Origin of the sequence: Ruegeria sp. HKCCD6428, assembly GCF_013110595.1 — a bacterium.
GTDB lineage: Bacteria > Pseudomonadota > Alphaproteobacteria > Rhodobacterales > Rhodobacteraceae > Ruegeria.
The window spans coordinates 107120-122168 of the sequence record NZ_WVQX01000012.1 but is presented as its reverse complement, the minus strand read 5'-3'; the positions used below and the strand labels follow the sequence as shown (position 1 = coordinate 122168).

Below are 15049 nucleotides of genomic sequence, written 5' to 3'. Positions count from 1 at the left end.
CAATCGTGCCGATGTTGACGTGCGGTTTTGTACGCTCAAACTTTTCCTTTGCCATTCCTCAGGCGCCCTTTTGCGATTTGGGGGACCCTTGGTCCCGTGGTTACATCTGCGCGCGCGAGATATTTGGTTCAAAGGGGAAAATCAAGCACATCCTGAGGGAAATGCGCCGATCACGTTGGATTTTGCGTGACCTCGACAGATTCCAGAGGCTGGATCAGGTCCGGCCGCCGGTCGAACCAGCCATTTTCCTTGTGCTCTTCAGCCAGCCATTCCTCGACCCGGTCGGCTATTTTGAGGGCCAGACCGCTCATCTGTTCTTCTTTTGTGCGCTCATGCCCCGATCCTTTGAGGGCACTTCCGCCGGTGGTGTCTTCCAGCACCTGGAATTGCTTACCCTTGGCCAGAAACTCTTTTTTCTTCACGTCATAGACGTTGACCAACACAATCGCAGTGCTTTTGGGGTTGTAGATCACAGGGATCCCCGGCGGGGCCAGCATGTAACCCTCAAGGCTGATGCCAAGGTCATATTCCTGTTTGCCTTCGTAACGCCCCAGACGAATATCAACCGCGTTCTGGATCGCCTTCGTCCATTCGTCAGGTGTGGCGTCCCGCGATACAGGTCCCTGAACGGCCTTGTCCGCAAAGGCATAATTCACACGAAGCTTGAATTCTCCTAGGGATTCAGGCGGCTCATACACCTGTGTCTGTGTGCAAGCGGCCATCAGGGCCAGTCCGGTGATCAGCGTCAGAATGCGCAACATGTCTCGTCTCAATAGGCTTGTTTTCTTTGATCTAGCGCACCGATACGGCCTGTGCCAAGCCGTATCGGCGGAATTCTACCTGACACCCGTGCCCGATCACGAGAATTTATAGTCACGTGGGAAACCGTAGGGCGGTTTTTTCCCGACACTGGCACGTTTTGCGAGCCATTGGCTCATGTCCGCCTCGTGCCGTGTTTTGTCGCCGCCCATGGACCACTTAAGACCATCTTCCCAATTGAAGGTCGTGATATCCGACAGTCCGCCATCCAGTTCCAGCGTGCCCTGACGCCCACGCGCCATGTTGTATTTCTGCAAGCGCACGCCTTTGCCGCGTGTCATCTCAGGCAGTTCTTCGGTTGGGAACACAAGGAACTTGCCATTCTGAGACACCACGGCCACATGATCACCCGAAACCGGTTTGCAGATCATCGCGGTTTCGTCGCCTTTAACGTTCAGCACCTGCTTACCGTTGCGGGTCTGGGCCAAAACGTCATCCTCGGGCACCATGAACCCGTTGCCCGACTCTGAGGCCACCAACAGCTTGCGCCCCGGCTTGTGAATCAGGATGTCGATGATCTGTGCCTCGTTCGGCAGGTCGACCATCAGGCGCAGCGGCTCGCCCATTCCGCGCCCACCCGGCAGATTGGCCGCGCTGACGGTGTAGAATCGGCCGTTCGAGGCGAACACCAGCAGCCGGTCGGTCGTTTCTGCATGGAAGATGAAACGCGGGCCGTCGCCGTCCTTGAACTTCAACTCGCGCTTCAGGTCGATATGACCGGTCATGGCGCGAATCCAGCCCATCTGAGAGCAGACCACCGTGATCGGTTCCTTGTCGATCATCGCCTCCAGCGGAACCTCTTCAACCTGTCCCGCTTCGGCGAACTGCGTACGGCGCGCGCCGCCTTCGTAGTCTTTGCCGAAGGTCTTCTTGGTCTCTTTCAGCTGCTCGGCAATCTTGGCCCATTGCAGGGCGGGATCGGCCAGCAGATCTTCGAGATTGGCGCGTTCTTCCATCAGCGCGTCGCGTTCGCGAACCAGCTCCATCTCTTCCAGACGACGCAAGGAGCGCAGGCGCATATTGAGGATGGCGTCGACCTGAACTTCCGACAGCTCGCCCTCGCCCGGCTTGGGTGTGACGTAGTCAGATTCATCGGTGGCGCGAACGTGGTCGATGCCCCAGTCCTCGCGCATCAGCGCGGCCTTGGGGTCGTCGTCATAACGGATGATGTCGATTACACGGTCGAGGTTCAGGAAGGCGACGATAAAGCCTTCGAGCACTTCCAACCGGTGGTCGATCTTGGCCATGCGGTGACGCGAGCGGCGCAGCAGCACCTCTTGCCGGTGGTCAAGGAAGGCGCGCAGCACTTCCTTCATCGAACAGACCTTGGGTGTCACCCCATCGATCAATACGTTCATGTTCAGGCTGAACCGCACCTCGAGGTCCGAGTTGCGATAAAGCATGCCCATCAGCACCTCGGGGTCCACGTTTTTCGAACGCGGTTCAAGGGTCAGACGGATATCGTCGGCGGATTCGTCGCGCACATCTGCGAGGATCGGGATTTTCTTGGTTTGGATCAGTTCCGCGATCTTTTCGATCAGCTTGGATTTCTGAACCTGATAGGGAATCTCGGTGACCACGATCTGCCACTGGCCGCGGCCCAGATCCTCGACCTCGAACCTGCAACGCAGTCGGAACGAGCCCCGCCCGGTGCGATAAGCCTGGGCGATGTTCTCGGGCGGTTCGACGATCACGCCACCGGTCGGAAAATCCGGGCCGGGGACATAGTTCAGCAACGTGTCGTCCCGCGCGTCAGGCGTTTTGATCAGGTGCAGGCAGGCGTCGCAAAGCTCCGAGATGTTGTGCGGTGGGATGTTGGTCGCCATGCCGACGGCGATACCGCTGGCGCCGTTGGCCAAAAGATTCGGAAACTGCGCAGGCAGCACCACCGGTTCAGTCAGCGTGCCATCATAGTTGTCGCGGAAATCCACGGCGTCTTCGTTCAGACCTTCCAGCAGCGCCTCGGCCACGATGGTCATCCGCGCCTCGGTATATCGCGAGGCCGCCGGATTGTCGCCGTCGATATTCCCGAAATTCCCCTGCCCGTCGACCAGCGGGTAACGCACGTTGAAGTCCTGCGCCAGGCGCGCCATTGCGTCGTAAATCGCGGCGTCGCCGTGCGGGTGGTAATTGCCCATCACGTCGCCGGAAATCTTGGCGGACTTGCGAAAACCTCCGGTTGCACTGAGTCGCAGCTCTCTCATCGCATAGAGGATTCGCCGGTGCACCGGCTTCAATCCGTCCCGCGCGTCCGGCAGGGCGCGGTGCATGATGGTGGACAGCGCATAGGTCAGGTAACGCTCGCCTATCGCGCGGCGCAGCGGTTCTGCAACCTCACCCCCGTGGTTGGGGGCCTCCATGTTGGGGTCGTCGATCGTATCGTTCATATATGATGTGATACGACGCAAGAACGCCTTGGTAAAGCAAGCAACGCGTATTTTACTGGGGACAAGTCGGGCTTTTTGCAACAGGGGGAGGCAAGTCGGTGTTTTCCCCGAATTTTCGACTCTGCCCTTCTATTATGCTACCATTCCAACAATTGAATGATTGCTGCCTATTTTGTTGTTACGATTGAATTGGGGGATGCGCCATGACGCGCCTTGTACTTGTTACTTTCGCCGCACTCGGCTGGACTTTTTACGTGATGAGCGGAGGTCCTGACTTTGAGCCGCGAGGTGTCCGCACAGCGGAGCCCGAGCGTGTTGCCATTGCCCCGAAACCTTCAAGGCCGGCTATCGAATCCGCGCCCGCCGAAACTCTGGTCGCGCGTGCTGCGGTAAAGCCTCCGGCGCCAGTCGCTCCGGTCACTGAACCCGTCGCCGAACTGGACGAAGCAGAAACCAAGGCGCTGTTGTCGCAAGTCGCAGCTGGCCTGAAAGCAAACCCCTCACTGTTCGCTGACGAAAACGTCACTCTGACCCTTGCGTCGCTGGAACAGGGTTTGGCCTCTCTCGAACAGGTCACCACCGACGCCGAGCTGCCAACGGTTGAACTGCCCGCCCCTGTCGAGGCCGCCAAGGATATCCGTGAAATTTCGGGAACCCGCGTGAACCTGCGTGATGGGCCGGGGACGATCTATCCGATCATCGGCAAAGCCAGGATCGGCCAGCAGGTTGAGGTATTCGGGGATTCAGGTACCGGCTGGTTGCGCCTGCGCGTGTTGCCGGGGCAACAGGTTGGGTGGATTTCGGCATCACTCGTCCGGAAAACAACGAACTGACATCGAAGTGTCATTGCCCTGCCGCAAACCCCGCCATAGCTATGGGCGGGGATCAGGCTCGGAAGGCATATGCAGAAATCGATTCTTATCACGGGATGCTCGTCAGGCATCGGTCTGGACGCGGCACACGGTATGCGTGCAAGAGGCTGGCGCGTTTTTGCATCCTGCCGCCAGCAACGCGACTGTGATCGCCTACGCGCACAAGGCTTTGAAAGCCCCAGAATCGACTACACTGATGCAGACAGCATTACATCGGGTTTGTCCCACGTTCTCGAGGCTACAGGCGGCTCGCTGGATGCCCTTTTCAACAATGGCGCACATGGCTTGCCCGGCGCGGTTGAGGATGTTCCGACGGATGGCCTGCGCCATATATTTGAGACCAATGTCTTTGGTTGGCACGAGCTGACCCGACAGGTCATTCCCGTCATGCGGGAACAGGGTCATGGCCGGATTGTGCAGTGTTCCTCGGTTCTGGGGCTTGTCGCCTTCCCGTGGCGCGGCGCGTATGTCGCCACAAAATACGCGATCGAAGGGCTGACCGACACGCTGCGGTTGGAACTTCGGGATACCGACATCCACGTCGTCCTGATCGAGCCCGGCCCCATCACCTCTAAACTCCGGGAAAAGGCGATCCCATTGTTCGAGAAATATATCGACTGGGAAAACTCGGCCATTCGGGAGAAGTACGAAGACTCGTTACTGAAGCGCCTTTATGAAAGCAGTGGGCCAGACCGATTTGAACTGCCCGCCTCTGCCGTCACGGACAAGCTGGCCCATGCGGCCGAGGCCCGACGCCCCAAACCACGTTACTATGTGACCACTCCGACATATATCGCCGGGATACTGCGCCGCATTCTGCCTACAAACGCCTCTGATCGAATCCTTTCGGATATCTGAGACGATATTTCCCGTTCGCTTTTCGACGCCCTGACGCTAGATGGGTGGTAATCGAAAAAAACCGGACGGTGACTTCAAATGGACCTTGTGATGGTCATTCTGCTTCTGGCTATGGCGGCAGTTGTCGTAGTGCTGGCCTTAGGCATCGCGAATTTCGGCAAAGGCGGCATGGAAGCGGCCAAGAAAAGCAACAAGATGATGCGCCTGCGCATCCTCTTTCAGTTCATCGCCGTGTTGCTGATCGTGCTTTTCGTGTATCTGCGCGGACAGGGAGTTCAATAAATGGTCGTACTCAACAAAATCTACACACGCACTGGCGATGACGGGAAAACCGCCCTAGGCAACGGAGAGCGCGTGGCAAAATATTCGGGCCGCGTCGCAGCCTATGGCACCGTGGACGAACTGAACGCTTTTGTCGGCGTGGCACGGACCGAGGCTGAAGGTGATGTCGAAACCGCGCTGTCGCGTATTCAAAATGACCTGTTCGATCTGGGCGCCGACTTCTGTCGCCCCGACATGGAAAAAGACGCCGAGGCCGATTATCCCCCCCTACGCATCGTGCCTGCCCAGATCGACCGGTTGGAAGCCGAGATCGACGCAATGAACGAGACGCTGGAACCCCTGCGCAGCTTCATCCTGCCCGGTGGCTCGCGTCTGGCAGCACATCTGCACGTCTGCCGGACCGTTTCACGTCGGGCGGAACGGCTTGCGGTCGAGCTGACGAATATGGAGCCCGTCAACGACGTGGCGGTCAAATATCTCAACCGTCTCAGCGATTGGTTCTTTGTTGCAGCACGCTGCGCAAACGCAAACGGCAAAGACGACGTGTTGTGGGTTCCGGGCGCGAACCGCTGAACGCGAAACGCAGACTCGCGGGTAATATTCTTTCGCCTCTTGGCAAAAAAATTGCAAAACGCGACGTCCCGACGCCATGACGTGACGATTTTGCTCTGTTGTGCCACTGCGGCAGGCGCTATCTAGTCGGTCGAGAGCATTGGTGGAGTCGCCTGCGCGGCTTACCGTTTTTTTGAGGAGAAAGCGCTACAATGAAGGTACTGGTGCCTGTCAAACGCGTGATTGACTACAATGTGAAGGTCCGCGTGAAAGCGGACGGTAGCGGTGTTGATCTCGCCAATGTCAAAATGTCGATGAACCCGTTCGACGAAATTGCAGTAGAGGAAGCGATCCGCCTGAAAGAAGCCGGAAAGGCCGACGAAGTCGTTGCTGTTTCGATCGGCGTAAAGCAGGCGCAGGAAACCTTGCGCACCGCACTGGCCATGGGTGCCGACCGCGCAATCCTGGTTGTGGCGGCTGACGATGTACACACCGATATCGAGCCTCTGGCCGTTGCCAAGATCCTGGCCAAAGTGGTCGAGGAAGAGCAGCCTGGCATTGTTCTGGCAGGTAAGCAGGCGATCGACAACGACATGAACGCCACCGGCCAGATGCTGTCGGCCCTGCTGGGTTGGTCCCAGGGCACCTTTGCGTCCGAGCTGGACATCGAAGGTGACACCGCCAAGGTCACCCGCGAGGTCGATGGCGGGTTGCAGACCATCAGCGTCAAGATGCCGGCCATCATTACCGTGGACCTGCGCCTGAACGAGCCGCGCTATGCCTCGCTGCCCAACATCATGAAGGCGAAGAAAAAACCGCTGGATGAAAAAACCGCCGCCGATTATGGCGTCGACGTCACCCCGCGTCTGGAAATCGTCAAGACCGAAGAGCCGCCGGCACGCGCGGCAGGCATCATCGTGGGCTCGGTTGACGAGCTGGTCGAGAAACTCAAAGAAGCGGGGGCTGTGTAATGGCTGTACTTCTGCTTGCCGAAGTGAACAACGGCGAACTTGCGATGGATGCGACCGCAAAGGCCGTGACCGCCGCGAAAGTGCTGGGTGACGTAACCGTTCTGGCCGCAGGCGGGTCTGCCGCTGCTGCCGGTGAGGCCGCAGCCAAGATCGACGGTGTCTCCAAGGTGCTGGTCGCCGAAGACCCGTCGCTGGGCCACCGCCTGGCGGAATCGACCGCAGCCCTGATCGTGGGCCTGGCCGATGGCTACGAGCACATCGTGGCACCGGCCACCACCGACGCCAAGAACGTGATGCCCCGCGTTGCAGCCCTGCTGGACGTGATGGTGATCTCGGATGCCTCCGGCGTGGTTGACGGCTCGACCTTCGAGCGCCCGATCTACGCGGGCAACGCGATCCAGACCGTTAAGTCGAACGACGCAAAGAAGGTCGTCACCATCCGGACCGCCAGCTTTGATGCGGCCGGCGAAGGCGGTTCGGCCGCGGTTGAGACCGTGTCGGTCGGCGAAAACCCCGGCCTGTCCGAATGGGTCGAGGACAAGGTGGCGGAAAGCGACCGTCCAGAGCTGACCTCGGCTGGCGTCGTTGTTTCGGGCGGCCGTGGTGTCGGCTCAGAAGAGGACTTCAAACTGATCGAAACGCTAGCCGACAAGCTGGGTGCCGCGGTTGGTGCGTCGCGTGCGGCCGTTGACTCGGGTTATGCACCGAACGACTGGCAGGTGGGTCAGACCGGCAAGGTTGTTGCCCCGGATCTGTATGTCGCCGTCGGTATTTCGGGCGCGATCCAGCACCTGGCCGGCATGAAGGACTCGAAGGTCATCGTGGCGATCAACAAAGACGAAGAGGCGCCGATCTTTCAGGTCGCCGATTTCGGCCTGGTCGCAGACCTGTTCCAGGCGGTACCGGAACTGACTGAAAAGCTCGGCTGAACCGGATATCCGGATTGATCCGCAAAGGCCCGCCAACAGGCGGGCCTTTTTCAGTTCAGGTTCCGCAAGGCGATCAGCAGGTGTTCGGCAATTTCTCGATGCGCGGACGGGCCGATCATATGTTCCGCAATCGGCTGCTGAAGCGTTCCGAACATAACATCTTCGAGAGAATCTGATTGAGCGGATACAGGCACCGAAACCTCGACGACATCAGCGCATAGCGGGCGCAGTTGTTCGATCATGGCGGCGTCGGGCACGATATGGTCGACATGCGATCCGGTTTGCCGCTGCACATGCAGCCAAAGCAGTACCACGCCGGGTTCGATCCGTTCTATCAAGTCCCTGGTGGAGCGTATCCAGACCTCTCGCAGTTCCTGCGCTACGACTTCGAAACGGGCGTCTTCTGTTGCGCTCAGCTGCTCCAACAAATGGCGCACAAAATGGATTTCCATGAAGTCAACATCCGGGTACAGCCCCAGCAAGTCCGCGGTGGGTTCAAGGAACCGATCGTTGCGACGCGGGTGCACGCGGTAAAACCGGTTCGATTGGCGCAGAAGATCGGGCACCTGCAACACGCATAGGTCTGACTGATTGACCAGATTCAGCACCCCCGGATCAGTGGACAACGCTTCGACTCCGCAAAACAGGCTGCCGAAGTTGACGCATGGCTTTCCCAATCGCTTCTCAAGCACGGCAGGAAACGGGTAATCGACGAATCTGCCGAAAGTTTCCTCTCCTCCCAGACAGGCCACATAGGGCTGATCCAACGTGCCGGGTGGACCCCGGAACCAAAGTTTCGAATTGGCATACTGGCAGGTGGACTCCCTACCGCTGTTTGTCTGATGAAAGCTCATATCAAGCCCCCCGTTTTCTCACCCGGTGCCATCTTGTGGTCGTAGATATTGAGATTTTCCTAATGCGCGCATTTGAAGCGAAATTGACCGCCTTGATCCTCTTGCCGCCTGCCCCGGTCTGCCGATACTGTTGCGGTATCCTACAGGGCAAAGGCAGCTGAACATGGAAGTTAAATCGGTCGGGGTGATTGGCGCGGGGCAAATGGGCAACGGCATTGCCCATGTTATGGCGTTGGCGGGATACGACGTCTTGCTGAACGATGTCAGCCAGGATGCTCTGGAAAACGCCATTGCCACGATCGAAGGTAACCTGGCGCGGCAGGCGTCGCGTGGCAAAATCACCGACGAGGCGATGAAGGCTGCGCTGAAACGGATTACGACCACGCTTGATCTGCCGAAACTGGGTCAAACCGATCTGGTTATCGAGGCGGCAACCGAGCGGGAAACGATCAAGCAGGCGATTTTCGAGGACCTCCAACCGCACCTGCTGCCGCATACGATTCTGACGTCAAATACATCCTCGATTTCCATCACCCGTCTGGCAAGCCGCACGGATCGGCCCGAACGATTCATGGGTTTTCATTTCATGAACCCTGTCCCTGTTATGCAACTGGTGGAATTGATCCGCGGCATCGCCACGGATGAAGAAACTTTCAACGCCTGCAAAGCGGTGGTGGATCGGTTGGGCAAAACGGCGGCCAGCGCCGAGGACTTCCCGGCCTTTATCGTGAACCGGATCCTGATGCCCATGATCAACGAGGCGGTCTACACACTCTATGAAGGTGTGGGGAACGTTCAATCCATCGACCAGTCAATGAAACTTGGGGCGAATCATCCCATGGGCCCGCTGGAGCTGGCGGACTTCATCGGGTTGGATACCTGTCTGGCGATCATGAACGTGCTGCATGACGGGTTGGCCGATACCAAATATCGTCCCTGCCCTCTCCTGACGAAATATGTCGAGGCCGGGTGGCTGGGGCGCAAGACCGAGCGCGGTTTTTATGATTATCGTGGGGAAGTTCCGGTACCGACACGCTGAAGGGGGCCAGCCCCCCTCGCCCGGAATATTTTTGGCCAGATGAAGACGCGGATCAGGTCTGTTCCGACCTACCCAGAGACATGGTGTGATTTCTGAGCCAGGCCATGAAACCGCGCGGATCGCGCTCCAGCAACTCCATATCGTGGTCCGAAATCGGTTCGCCGATCACCGGCGACTGGGGTTTGTTGCAGGATCGGACGATCTCATGCAGCAACAATCCCTGCCGTAGAATTGCAGAGACACGGTTGGCGATCTGATACCAGCGTGAATTGCAGCCCGGAAAGAAAATCGGCACCACGCGCGCGCCCGAACGGCGGATCATCTTGGCGGTGAACACGTTCCATTCCCGCTCGATCGCAGGTCCGAACCAATCATCCGAGGACATCACAACACCGGATGGGAACAGCGCCACAACGCCGCCGTTTTTGAGATGCTCCATGGCTTTGCCGCGCATTTCCAGCATCTTGGCCTGCGCCTCGGGGTCATGTGGGAACGGAACCGGGATCATGAATGACGTGGCCGCTTCGTCCAGACCCGTCAGAACCGAACGGGTCAGGATGCGGTAATCGCTGCGTACCCGGCCGATCAGTTCCGCCAGAATCATGCCATCGACCATACCGTGCGGGTGGTTGGCGACGACAACGACCGGGCCGGTCTTGGGAATGCGGTCAATCTGCTCCTGCGGTGTGGTCAGGTCGATTCCCATAGTCTTGAGGGCACCGCCCCAGAACCGCTGGCCGCGATAGTATTCGTTCTTTTTTTCGAACTTGTTGACCATGCGCAAAATGGTCAGCTTGCCTGTGCACCACTCGATGGCCCGAATGGCGGTCGCTGTCCAGGCATCGTCGAATGAATTCGCATAGGTCAGCGTTCTACGGTCGTAGATCTCACCCTGATCTGTGGTCCCATCCACCACCGGGTTTGTCTTGGTCTCGTGCGTCGTTTCCGCCAATTCCTGGTCTTCCCGTTCTTCCTGTCCCGGCGGGGTGGCTTAGAACCCCTCTCCGAACTTGTCGTTCACAAGCGTTTCCAGAGCTTCTGCCAATGCCTCAGCATCCGGCCCGGACGTCTCGACGTCAATAGTTGTTCCGCGCGATGCTGCCAACATCAAAAGGCCCATGATGCTGTCGCCTGATGCAGAAAGTCCGTCTTTTGACACCTCAGCATGTGCATCGAACCCCTCTACAACCTCAACCAGCTTTGCCGAGGCGCGTGCATGCAGGCCCTTTTCATTGATAATTTTCAGGCTTCGGCTCGTCATATTCAATAATCCGTTTTTAATCCAATGTCACATTCTGCGCATTGATGTACTTCCGTCCAGCCTCCATTGCCTGACGGACGGCATCACCAATGGGCAAGTGGCGACTTTTGGCCAATTTGATCAGCATCGGCAGGTTTGCCCCATACAGAATACGCCGGTCCTGAGGCGCGCAGGCACGCAGGCTGAGATTCGAGGGGCTTCCGCCAAAGAGGTCGGTGACAACAACGACACCATCGCCGGTGTCCACTTCGTCAGCGGCACGGCAGATTTCGGCCTGTTTTTCGTCCCGGTCATGGTCAGCCTCGATCGCGACCGCCACGAGGCTGGCCTGTGGTCCTACCACGTGTTGTGTGGCGGCCAGGTATTCCTGAGCCAACCCACCATGTGCAACGATCACAATTCCGATCAATCCGACCTCACATTCAACGACCGACGTTCCATCTCGCGATGCCTAATTGCCACCTGCTGCCCATCTTCCGCAAGGGCCTTTGCAACGGCCTCTGCCAGGGCAACTGATCTGTGCTGACCCCCTGTGCACCCAAACGCCACGGAAAGATGCGCTTTGCCCTCGGCCCGAAAGGCCGGCAGCAACAGGGTCAGCAAGTCCAGCACACGTTCAAAAAACGGTAAGTAGTTAGCGTCTGACTGCACATAGTGCGCAACGTCAGGGTTTCGACCATCCGCTGCGCGAAATTCCGGGCGCCAGTACGGATTCGCCAGAAACCTGCAATCGAACACCATGTCCAATCCACGCGGAAGGCCACGTTTGTAAGAAAAGGATTCGATGGAAACCGCCAGATGCCGCCCGCCTTGCGGGGCGAACCAGTGCTCGACCTCTTCCCGCAGCTGATGCACGTTCAGAAGGCTGGTGTCGATCAGCGTATCCGCAATCTCTCGTATCGGCGCCAGCAGCTCTTTTTCGCGCTGAACGCCGGTTTCCGGGCTGGCATTCTTGGCGACGGGATGCCGCCTTCGGGTTTCTGAAAACCTGCGCACCAGAACATCATCACTGCAATCCAGGTACAGAACCGTCAGATCGACCTGCGCCAAGCGGCCCAGCTTTTCAGCCAATTCTATGAAACCGATCGTCGAGAAATCCCGGTTGCGGGCATCTATACCCAAAGCCATGGGACGGTCGCTGTCAGCACTGTCGAGCAAGCGCGACAAAAGACCCATCGGCAGATTGTCGATGGCTTCAAAGCCCAGATCTTCCAGCACATGAATGGCCGTGGATCTTCCTGCCCCGGAGGGCCCCGTGACAAGTACGATCCGCCTTTGCGATGTCATGTATTCGGCCATTCCGGGTTTACGCGCCCATTTCCTAGAAGCTGCATCATCGCTACAGCCAAGTTGGGCACGCCCGCGCCCCGAAGCAAGGGAACAGTTTGCCTCAGCACGGAAACCGTCAAAGGGTCGGGCAGACGCTCGGGCTCAGGTTGATCCAGATCAACAACGTAATCCAGCGGAACCGGACCACTGGGTTCGGCTTTGATCAGGCCAATTTGGCGCGCCTCGATCAAACCGCGGATCTGCGATACGGCCGAAGCGATCACCCGATTCTGCCGCATCTCCAAATTGACTCGGTCATCGGCGACCAGTTTCGCGCCGAACGCCATCATTTGCAACGCCAGCCCGGACTTCCCTGTGCCGGACGCACCGATGATCAAAAGCCCGCGTCCGGCAACCGAAACGCAGGAGGCATGAACACAGGCGCTGTCCTGATCTTTCGCGAGTGACAACGAATCAATATGCATGGGTTTAGACGGGCAACCCCACGACAAAGCGGGCACCCAGCGGATCCGATGTGATATCGGCCTCTGTAGGGCGGATGTTCTCAGCCCAGATCACCCCGCCATGGGCTTCGACAATCTGCTTGGAGATCGCCAAGCCGAGGCCAGAATTATTGCCGAAATGTTCCGCCGGACGCTGCGAGTAGAAACGCTTGAACACTTTGGTAAGCGCCTGTTCGGGAATCCCCGGGCCGGTGTCTTCGACAACAACCAGCACGCGGTTGTCCCGCTGCCGGACCCAGACGCGAATTGCGTCATTTTCCTCGCAGAACGAAATGGCGTTGGTGATCAGATTGACAAAGACCTGCGCAAGACGCGCTTCCAGCCCGTTGATCACAATTGGCTCAGAGGGCAGATCCGTAATGTAATCGATGCCCTTGGAGCGTGCATCTTCACCCAGATACTGGCCGAGATTGCCCAGCAGCTTGAGCAGGTCAAAGGGCTGCTCTTCTTCCTTGACCAGTTCCGCATCCAGACGCGACGCATTTGATATGTCGCTGACCAGCCGGTCCAGACGCCGTACGTCATGCTCGATCACGTCCAGCAGCTTGTCGCGCTGATCCTCGCGCTTGACCATCCGCAGCGTTCCCACGGCGGATTGCAGGCTGGCCAGCGGGTTTTTGATTTCATGGGCGACATCGGCGGCAAACTGTTCGTTTGCGTCGATCCGGTTGTAGAGCGCGGTCACCATACCCCGCAAAGCGCGGCTGAGGCGTCCGATTTCATCAGGACGGGCGCTGAGGTCGGGAATGCGAATGCGCCCGGGATTGACACCCGTGCCCCGGTCTTTGCCCATCTCTGCCGCGGATGCCAGATCGGCCAGCGGGTTGGCAATGGTCGAGGCCAGGACAAGGCTGAGGCCCACGGAAACCAGCAGCGCCACGACAAACATCTGAAGAATGCGCTCCTGCTCGCGGCGGGCAAGCGCGTCGATTTCACCAGCCGGGCCGGTAATCGCCACCGCGCCGGCGGGTACATCCTGATAAAGAATTGGTGCGGCAGCCACGATGACCGTCTCACCCGCGCCATCCTGTACCGCCTGCACCTGACTTTGACCGGCAATCGCTTGTGGAATAATGGTCTGAACACGCTGCGCCAACGTCGGTGCCTCGGTTTCAGTCGACCAGTTGAGCAGGTTTGACAAACCCGTCCAGACGGCATTCAGCGTGTCGCTGATCACCGTACTGCCGGTCTGCATCTCGGCCTCGGATTGCAGAAGAACCGGCATGTCAGAGGCTTGCGGGGCACCACGTGTCCAGCCGATCAGCGTGCCACTGGCGTCATAAACAAAAACCTCGCCCCCTTCGGGCAAGGTGAGGCCAGACAAGGTATCCTTGACGTCCAGGTTCCCGGCATTCTGCCCGGTTTGCTGTACGCCCTGACGCAACTGGGTTTCAAAAACGTTGCTGACAAGTTGCGCATCGCCCAGCAGATTGCGGGCGGTCTGCTGAACCTTCTCTTTTCGCGAGTCGTCCAGATACAGCAACCCAGTGACCAGAATCACCAGAGCGATCAAGTTGAACGTGATGATTTTGCGCGCCAGAGGTGAACCACGCAGAGAAAACAGGTTCCTCCGGGATCGCTTTTCCCTCAGCTCCGCTGACTCAGGGTCCTGAGGAATGACCCAGTCATCCCCTAGAACGACGTCACCGTCGCGCATTTCGCTGGCTTGTTCGGTGTCGCGCACGAGACCCCATTACCTCTTGCAGGCGGCCGCGCCTATTCTTCGTTGTACCGGTAACCGATACCATACAAGGTCTCAATCGCCGAGAACTCGGGATCAGCCGCGCGCATCTTTTTCCGCAGACGCTTTATGTGGCTGTCGATCGTCCGGTCATCCACATAGACCTGATCATCATAGGCGACATCCATCAACTGGTCGCGGCTTTTGACGAATCCCGGACGTTGGGCCAGGGCCTGAAGCAGCAGGAACTCGGTCACGGTCAGGGACACATCATTGCCTTTCCAGCTGACCGCATGGCGCAGCGGATCCATTCTCAGGTCGCCGCGTTCCATGACTTTGGTGTCATTGCTGTTGGATGCGACCGCATCGCCGCTTGTCGCCTCTTGGCGGCGCAGCAAGGCCCGAATGCGTTCGACCAGCAAACGCTGCGAAAAAGGCTTCTTTACATAGTCATCCGCGCCCATGCGCAGGCCCAGTACCTCGTCGATCTCATCGTCTTTCGAGGTCAGGAAGATCACCGGCATCTGCGTCTTCTGACGCAGCCGTTGCAACAGATCCATGCCGTCCATCCGCGGCATCTTAATATCCAGAACAGCCATGTCCGGCAGTTTCTTGTTGAACGCATCCAACGCGGCCTGGCCATCATTATATGTTTCAACCTCGAAACCTTCGGCTTCGAGGGTCATGGATACAGACGTAAGAATGTTTCTATCGTCATCCACAAGTGCAATCTTTGACATCGGGCTCACCC

At 58.2% G+C, this 15049-nt stretch carries 18 protein-coding genes; 8 read left to right on the top strand and 10 right to left on the bottom strand.

Annotation, left to right across the window (positions count from 1 at the left end; all coding sequences use genetic code 11):
* A partial coding sequence (locus GS620_RS21870) for a hypothetical protein (RefSeq protein WP_216597966.1) occupies positions 1-190 on the top strand: 190 nt, incomplete at its 5' end.
* Here the strand turns inward: GS620_RS21870 and GS620_RS20235 are convergent.
* Positions 171-761, bottom strand: a complete 591-nt coding sequence (locus GS620_RS20235; RefSeq protein ID WP_171229118.1) for a hypothetical protein — start codon at positions 759-761, stop codon at positions 171-173. The two genes, GS620_RS21870 and GS620_RS20235, sit on opposite strands and share 20 nt — an antisense overlap.
* A 96-nt stretch (positions 762-857) precedes the next feature.
* Positions 858-3206, bottom strand: a complete 2349-nt coding sequence (gene parC / locus GS620_RS20230) for a DNA topoisomerase IV subunit A (RefSeq protein WP_171617545.1) — start codon at positions 3204-3206, stop codon at positions 858-860.
* Between the two features lie 203 nt (positions 3207-3409).
* Between parC and GS620_RS20225 the strand changes: the two genes are divergently transcribed.
* From GS620_RS20225 to GS620_RS20200, 6 genes are all read left to right on the top strand, one after another.
* On the top strand, positions 3410-4039 hold the full coding sequence (locus GS620_RS20225) for an SH3 domain-containing protein (RefSeq protein ID WP_253282630.1): 630 nt from the start codon (positions 3410-3412) through the stop codon (positions 4037-4039).
* 69 nt (positions 4040-4108) lie between these two features.
* Positions 4109-4936, top strand: coding sequence for an SDR family NAD(P)-dependent oxidoreductase (locus tag GS620_RS20220; protein WP_171169137.1), 828 nt, complete (start codon positions 4109-4111; stop codon positions 4934-4936).
* A 78-nt stretch (positions 4937-5014) separates the two neighbouring features.
* A complete protein-coding gene (locus tag GS620_RS20215) occupies positions 5015-5218 on the top strand; it encodes a twin transmembrane helix small protein (protein ID WP_152457110.1) in 204 nt (67 codons plus the stop codon).
* Entirely contained in the window at positions 5219-5791 is a 573-nt protein-coding gene (locus GS620_RS20210) for a cob(I)yrinic acid a,c-diamide adenosyltransferase (RefSeq protein ID WP_152457109.1), read from the top strand. It abuts the gene before it with no gap.
* 191 nt (positions 5792-5982) lie between these two features.
* The gene (locus tag GS620_RS20205) at positions 5983-6741 is read left to right on the top strand and encodes an electron transfer flavoprotein subunit beta/FixA family protein (RefSeq protein WP_152457108.1); all 759 of its coding nucleotides are present in this window, start codon (positions 5983-5985) and stop codon (positions 6739-6741) included.
* The gene (locus tag GS620_RS20200) at positions 6741-7670 is read left to right on the top strand and encodes an electron transfer flavoprotein subunit alpha/FixB family protein (protein WP_152457107.1); all 930 of its coding nucleotides are present in this window, start codon (positions 6741-6743) and stop codon (positions 7668-7670) included. The genes GS620_RS20205 and GS620_RS20200 overlap by 1 nt, the downstream gene beginning before the upstream one ends.
* A gap of 50 nt (positions 7671-7720) precedes the next feature.
* Here GS620_RS20200 and GS620_RS20195 read toward each other — a convergent pair whose 3' ends face one another.
* On the bottom strand, positions 7721-8524 hold the full coding sequence (locus tag GS620_RS20195) for a DUF6473 family protein (protein WP_253284000.1): 804 nt from the start codon (positions 8522-8524) through the stop codon (positions 7721-7723).
* A gap of 163 nt (positions 8525-8687) precedes the next feature.
* Here GS620_RS20195 and GS620_RS20190 point away from each other — a divergent pair, with 163 nt between their 5' ends.
* Entirely contained in the window at positions 8688-9563 is an 876-nt protein-coding gene (locus GS620_RS20190) for a 3-hydroxybutyryl-CoA dehydrogenase (RefSeq protein ID WP_152457106.1), read from the top strand.
* A gap of 52 nt (positions 9564-9615) precedes the next feature.
* Here the strand turns inward: GS620_RS20190 and GS620_RS20185 are convergent, their stop codons facing one another.
* The 7 genes from GS620_RS20185 to GS620_RS20155 are packed head-to-tail and all read right to left on the bottom strand — an operon-like array spanning position 9616 to position 15038.
* The gene (locus GS620_RS20185) at positions 9616-10515 is read right to left on the bottom strand and encodes a lysophospholipid acyltransferase family protein (protein ID WP_171169141.1); all 900 of its coding nucleotides are present in this window, start codon (positions 10513-10515) and stop codon (positions 9616-9618) included.
* 39 nt (positions 10516-10554) lie between these two features.
* The gene (locus tag GS620_RS20180) at positions 10555-10824 is read right to left on the bottom strand and encodes an HPr family phosphocarrier protein (RefSeq protein WP_152457104.1); all 270 of its coding nucleotides are present in this window, start codon (positions 10822-10824) and stop codon (positions 10555-10557) included.
* A 16-nt stretch (positions 10825-10840) separates the two neighbouring features.
* Complete coding sequence (locus GS620_RS20175; protein ID WP_152457103.1) at positions 10841-11233, bottom strand: PTS sugar transporter subunit IIA; 393 nt, start codon at positions 11231-11233, stop codon at positions 10841-10843.
* Positions 11230-12111, bottom strand: a complete 882-nt coding sequence (rapZ, locus tag GS620_RS20170) for an RNase adapter RapZ (protein ID WP_171120239.1) — start codon at positions 12109-12111, stop codon at positions 11230-11232. Before rapZ ends, GS620_RS20175 begins: the two co-directional genes overlap by 4 nt.
* Positions 12108-12578 (bottom strand): HPr kinase/phosphorylase, encoded by a 471-nt coding sequence (locus GS620_RS20165; protein WP_171617544.1) that lies wholly within the window; start codon positions 12576-12578, stop codon positions 12108-12110. Before GS620_RS20165 ends, rapZ begins: the two co-directional genes overlap by 4 nt.
* A gap of 4 nt (positions 12579-12582) precedes the next feature.
* Positions 12583-14274, bottom strand: coding sequence for a sensor histidine kinase (locus GS620_RS20160; RefSeq protein ID WP_171617548.1), 1692 nt, complete (start codon positions 14272-14274; stop codon positions 12583-12585).
* Between the two features lie 59 nt (positions 14275-14333).
* Positions 14334-15038: a response regulator transcription factor gene (locus tag GS620_RS20155; protein WP_171169148.1), complete on the bottom strand. Its 705-nt coding sequence runs from the start codon at positions 15036-15038 to the stop codon at positions 14334-14336.
* Between the last annotated feature and the right edge of the window lie 11 nt (positions 15039-15049).

Excerpts from the sequence above, each read along its gene's own strand:
- GS620_RS20155 (WP_171169148.1), bottom strand. The coding sequence starts at position 15,038 with ATGTCAAAGATTGCACTTGTGGATGACGATAGAAACATTCTTACGTCT.
- parC (WP_171617545.1), bottom strand. The coding sequence starts at position 3,206 with ATGAACGATACGATCGACGACCCCAACATGGAGGCCCCCAACCACGGG.
- GS620_RS20190 (WP_152457106.1), top strand. The coding sequence starts at position 8,688 with ATGGAAGTTAAATCGGTCGGGGTGATTGGCGCGGGGCAAATGGGCAAC.
- GS620_RS20205 (WP_152457108.1), top strand. The coding sequence starts at position 5,983 with ATGAAGGTACTGGTGCCTGTCAAACGCGTGATTGACTACAATGTGAAG.
- GS620_RS20225 (WP_253282630.1), top strand. The coding sequence starts at position 3,410 with ATGACGCGCCTTGTACTTGTTACTTTCGCCGCACTCGGCTGGACTTTT.
- GS620_RS20165 (WP_171617544.1), bottom strand. The coding sequence starts at position 12,578 with ATGCATATTGATTCGTTGTCACTCGCGAAAGATCAGGACAGCGCCTGT.
- GS620_RS20215 (WP_152457110.1), top strand. The coding sequence starts at position 5,015 with ATGGACCTTGTGATGGTCATTCTGCTTCTGGCTATGGCGGCAGTTGTC.
- GS620_RS20180 (WP_152457104.1), bottom strand. The coding sequence starts at position 10,824 with ATGACGAGCCGAAGCCTGAAAATTATCAATGAAAAGGGCCTGCATGCA.
- rapZ (WP_171120239.1), bottom strand. The coding sequence starts at position 12,111 with ATGACATCGCAAAGGCGGATCGTACTTGTCACGGGGCCCTCCGGGGCA.
- GS620_RS20200 (WP_152457107.1), top strand. The coding sequence starts at position 6,741 with ATGGCTGTACTTCTGCTTGCCGAAGTGAACAACGGCGAACTTGCGATG.
- GS620_RS20235 (WP_171229118.1), bottom strand. The coding sequence starts at position 761 with ATGTTGCGCATTCTGACGCTGATCACCGGACTGGCCCTGATGGCCGCT.
- GS620_RS20220 (WP_171169137.1), top strand. The coding sequence starts at position 4,109 with ATGCAGAAATCGATTCTTATCACGGGATGCTCGTCAGGCATCGGTCTG.
- GS620_RS20160 (WP_171617548.1), bottom strand. The coding sequence starts at position 14,274 with ATGCGCGACGGTGACGTCGTTCTAGGGGATGACTGGGTCATTCCTCAG.
- GS620_RS20210 (WP_152457109.1), top strand. The coding sequence starts at position 5,219 with ATGGTCGTACTCAACAAAATCTACACACGCACTGGCGATGACGGGAAA.
- GS620_RS20195 (WP_253284000.1), bottom strand. The coding sequence starts at position 8,524 with ATGAGCTTTCATCAGACAAACAGCGGTAGGGAGTCCACCTGCCAGTAT.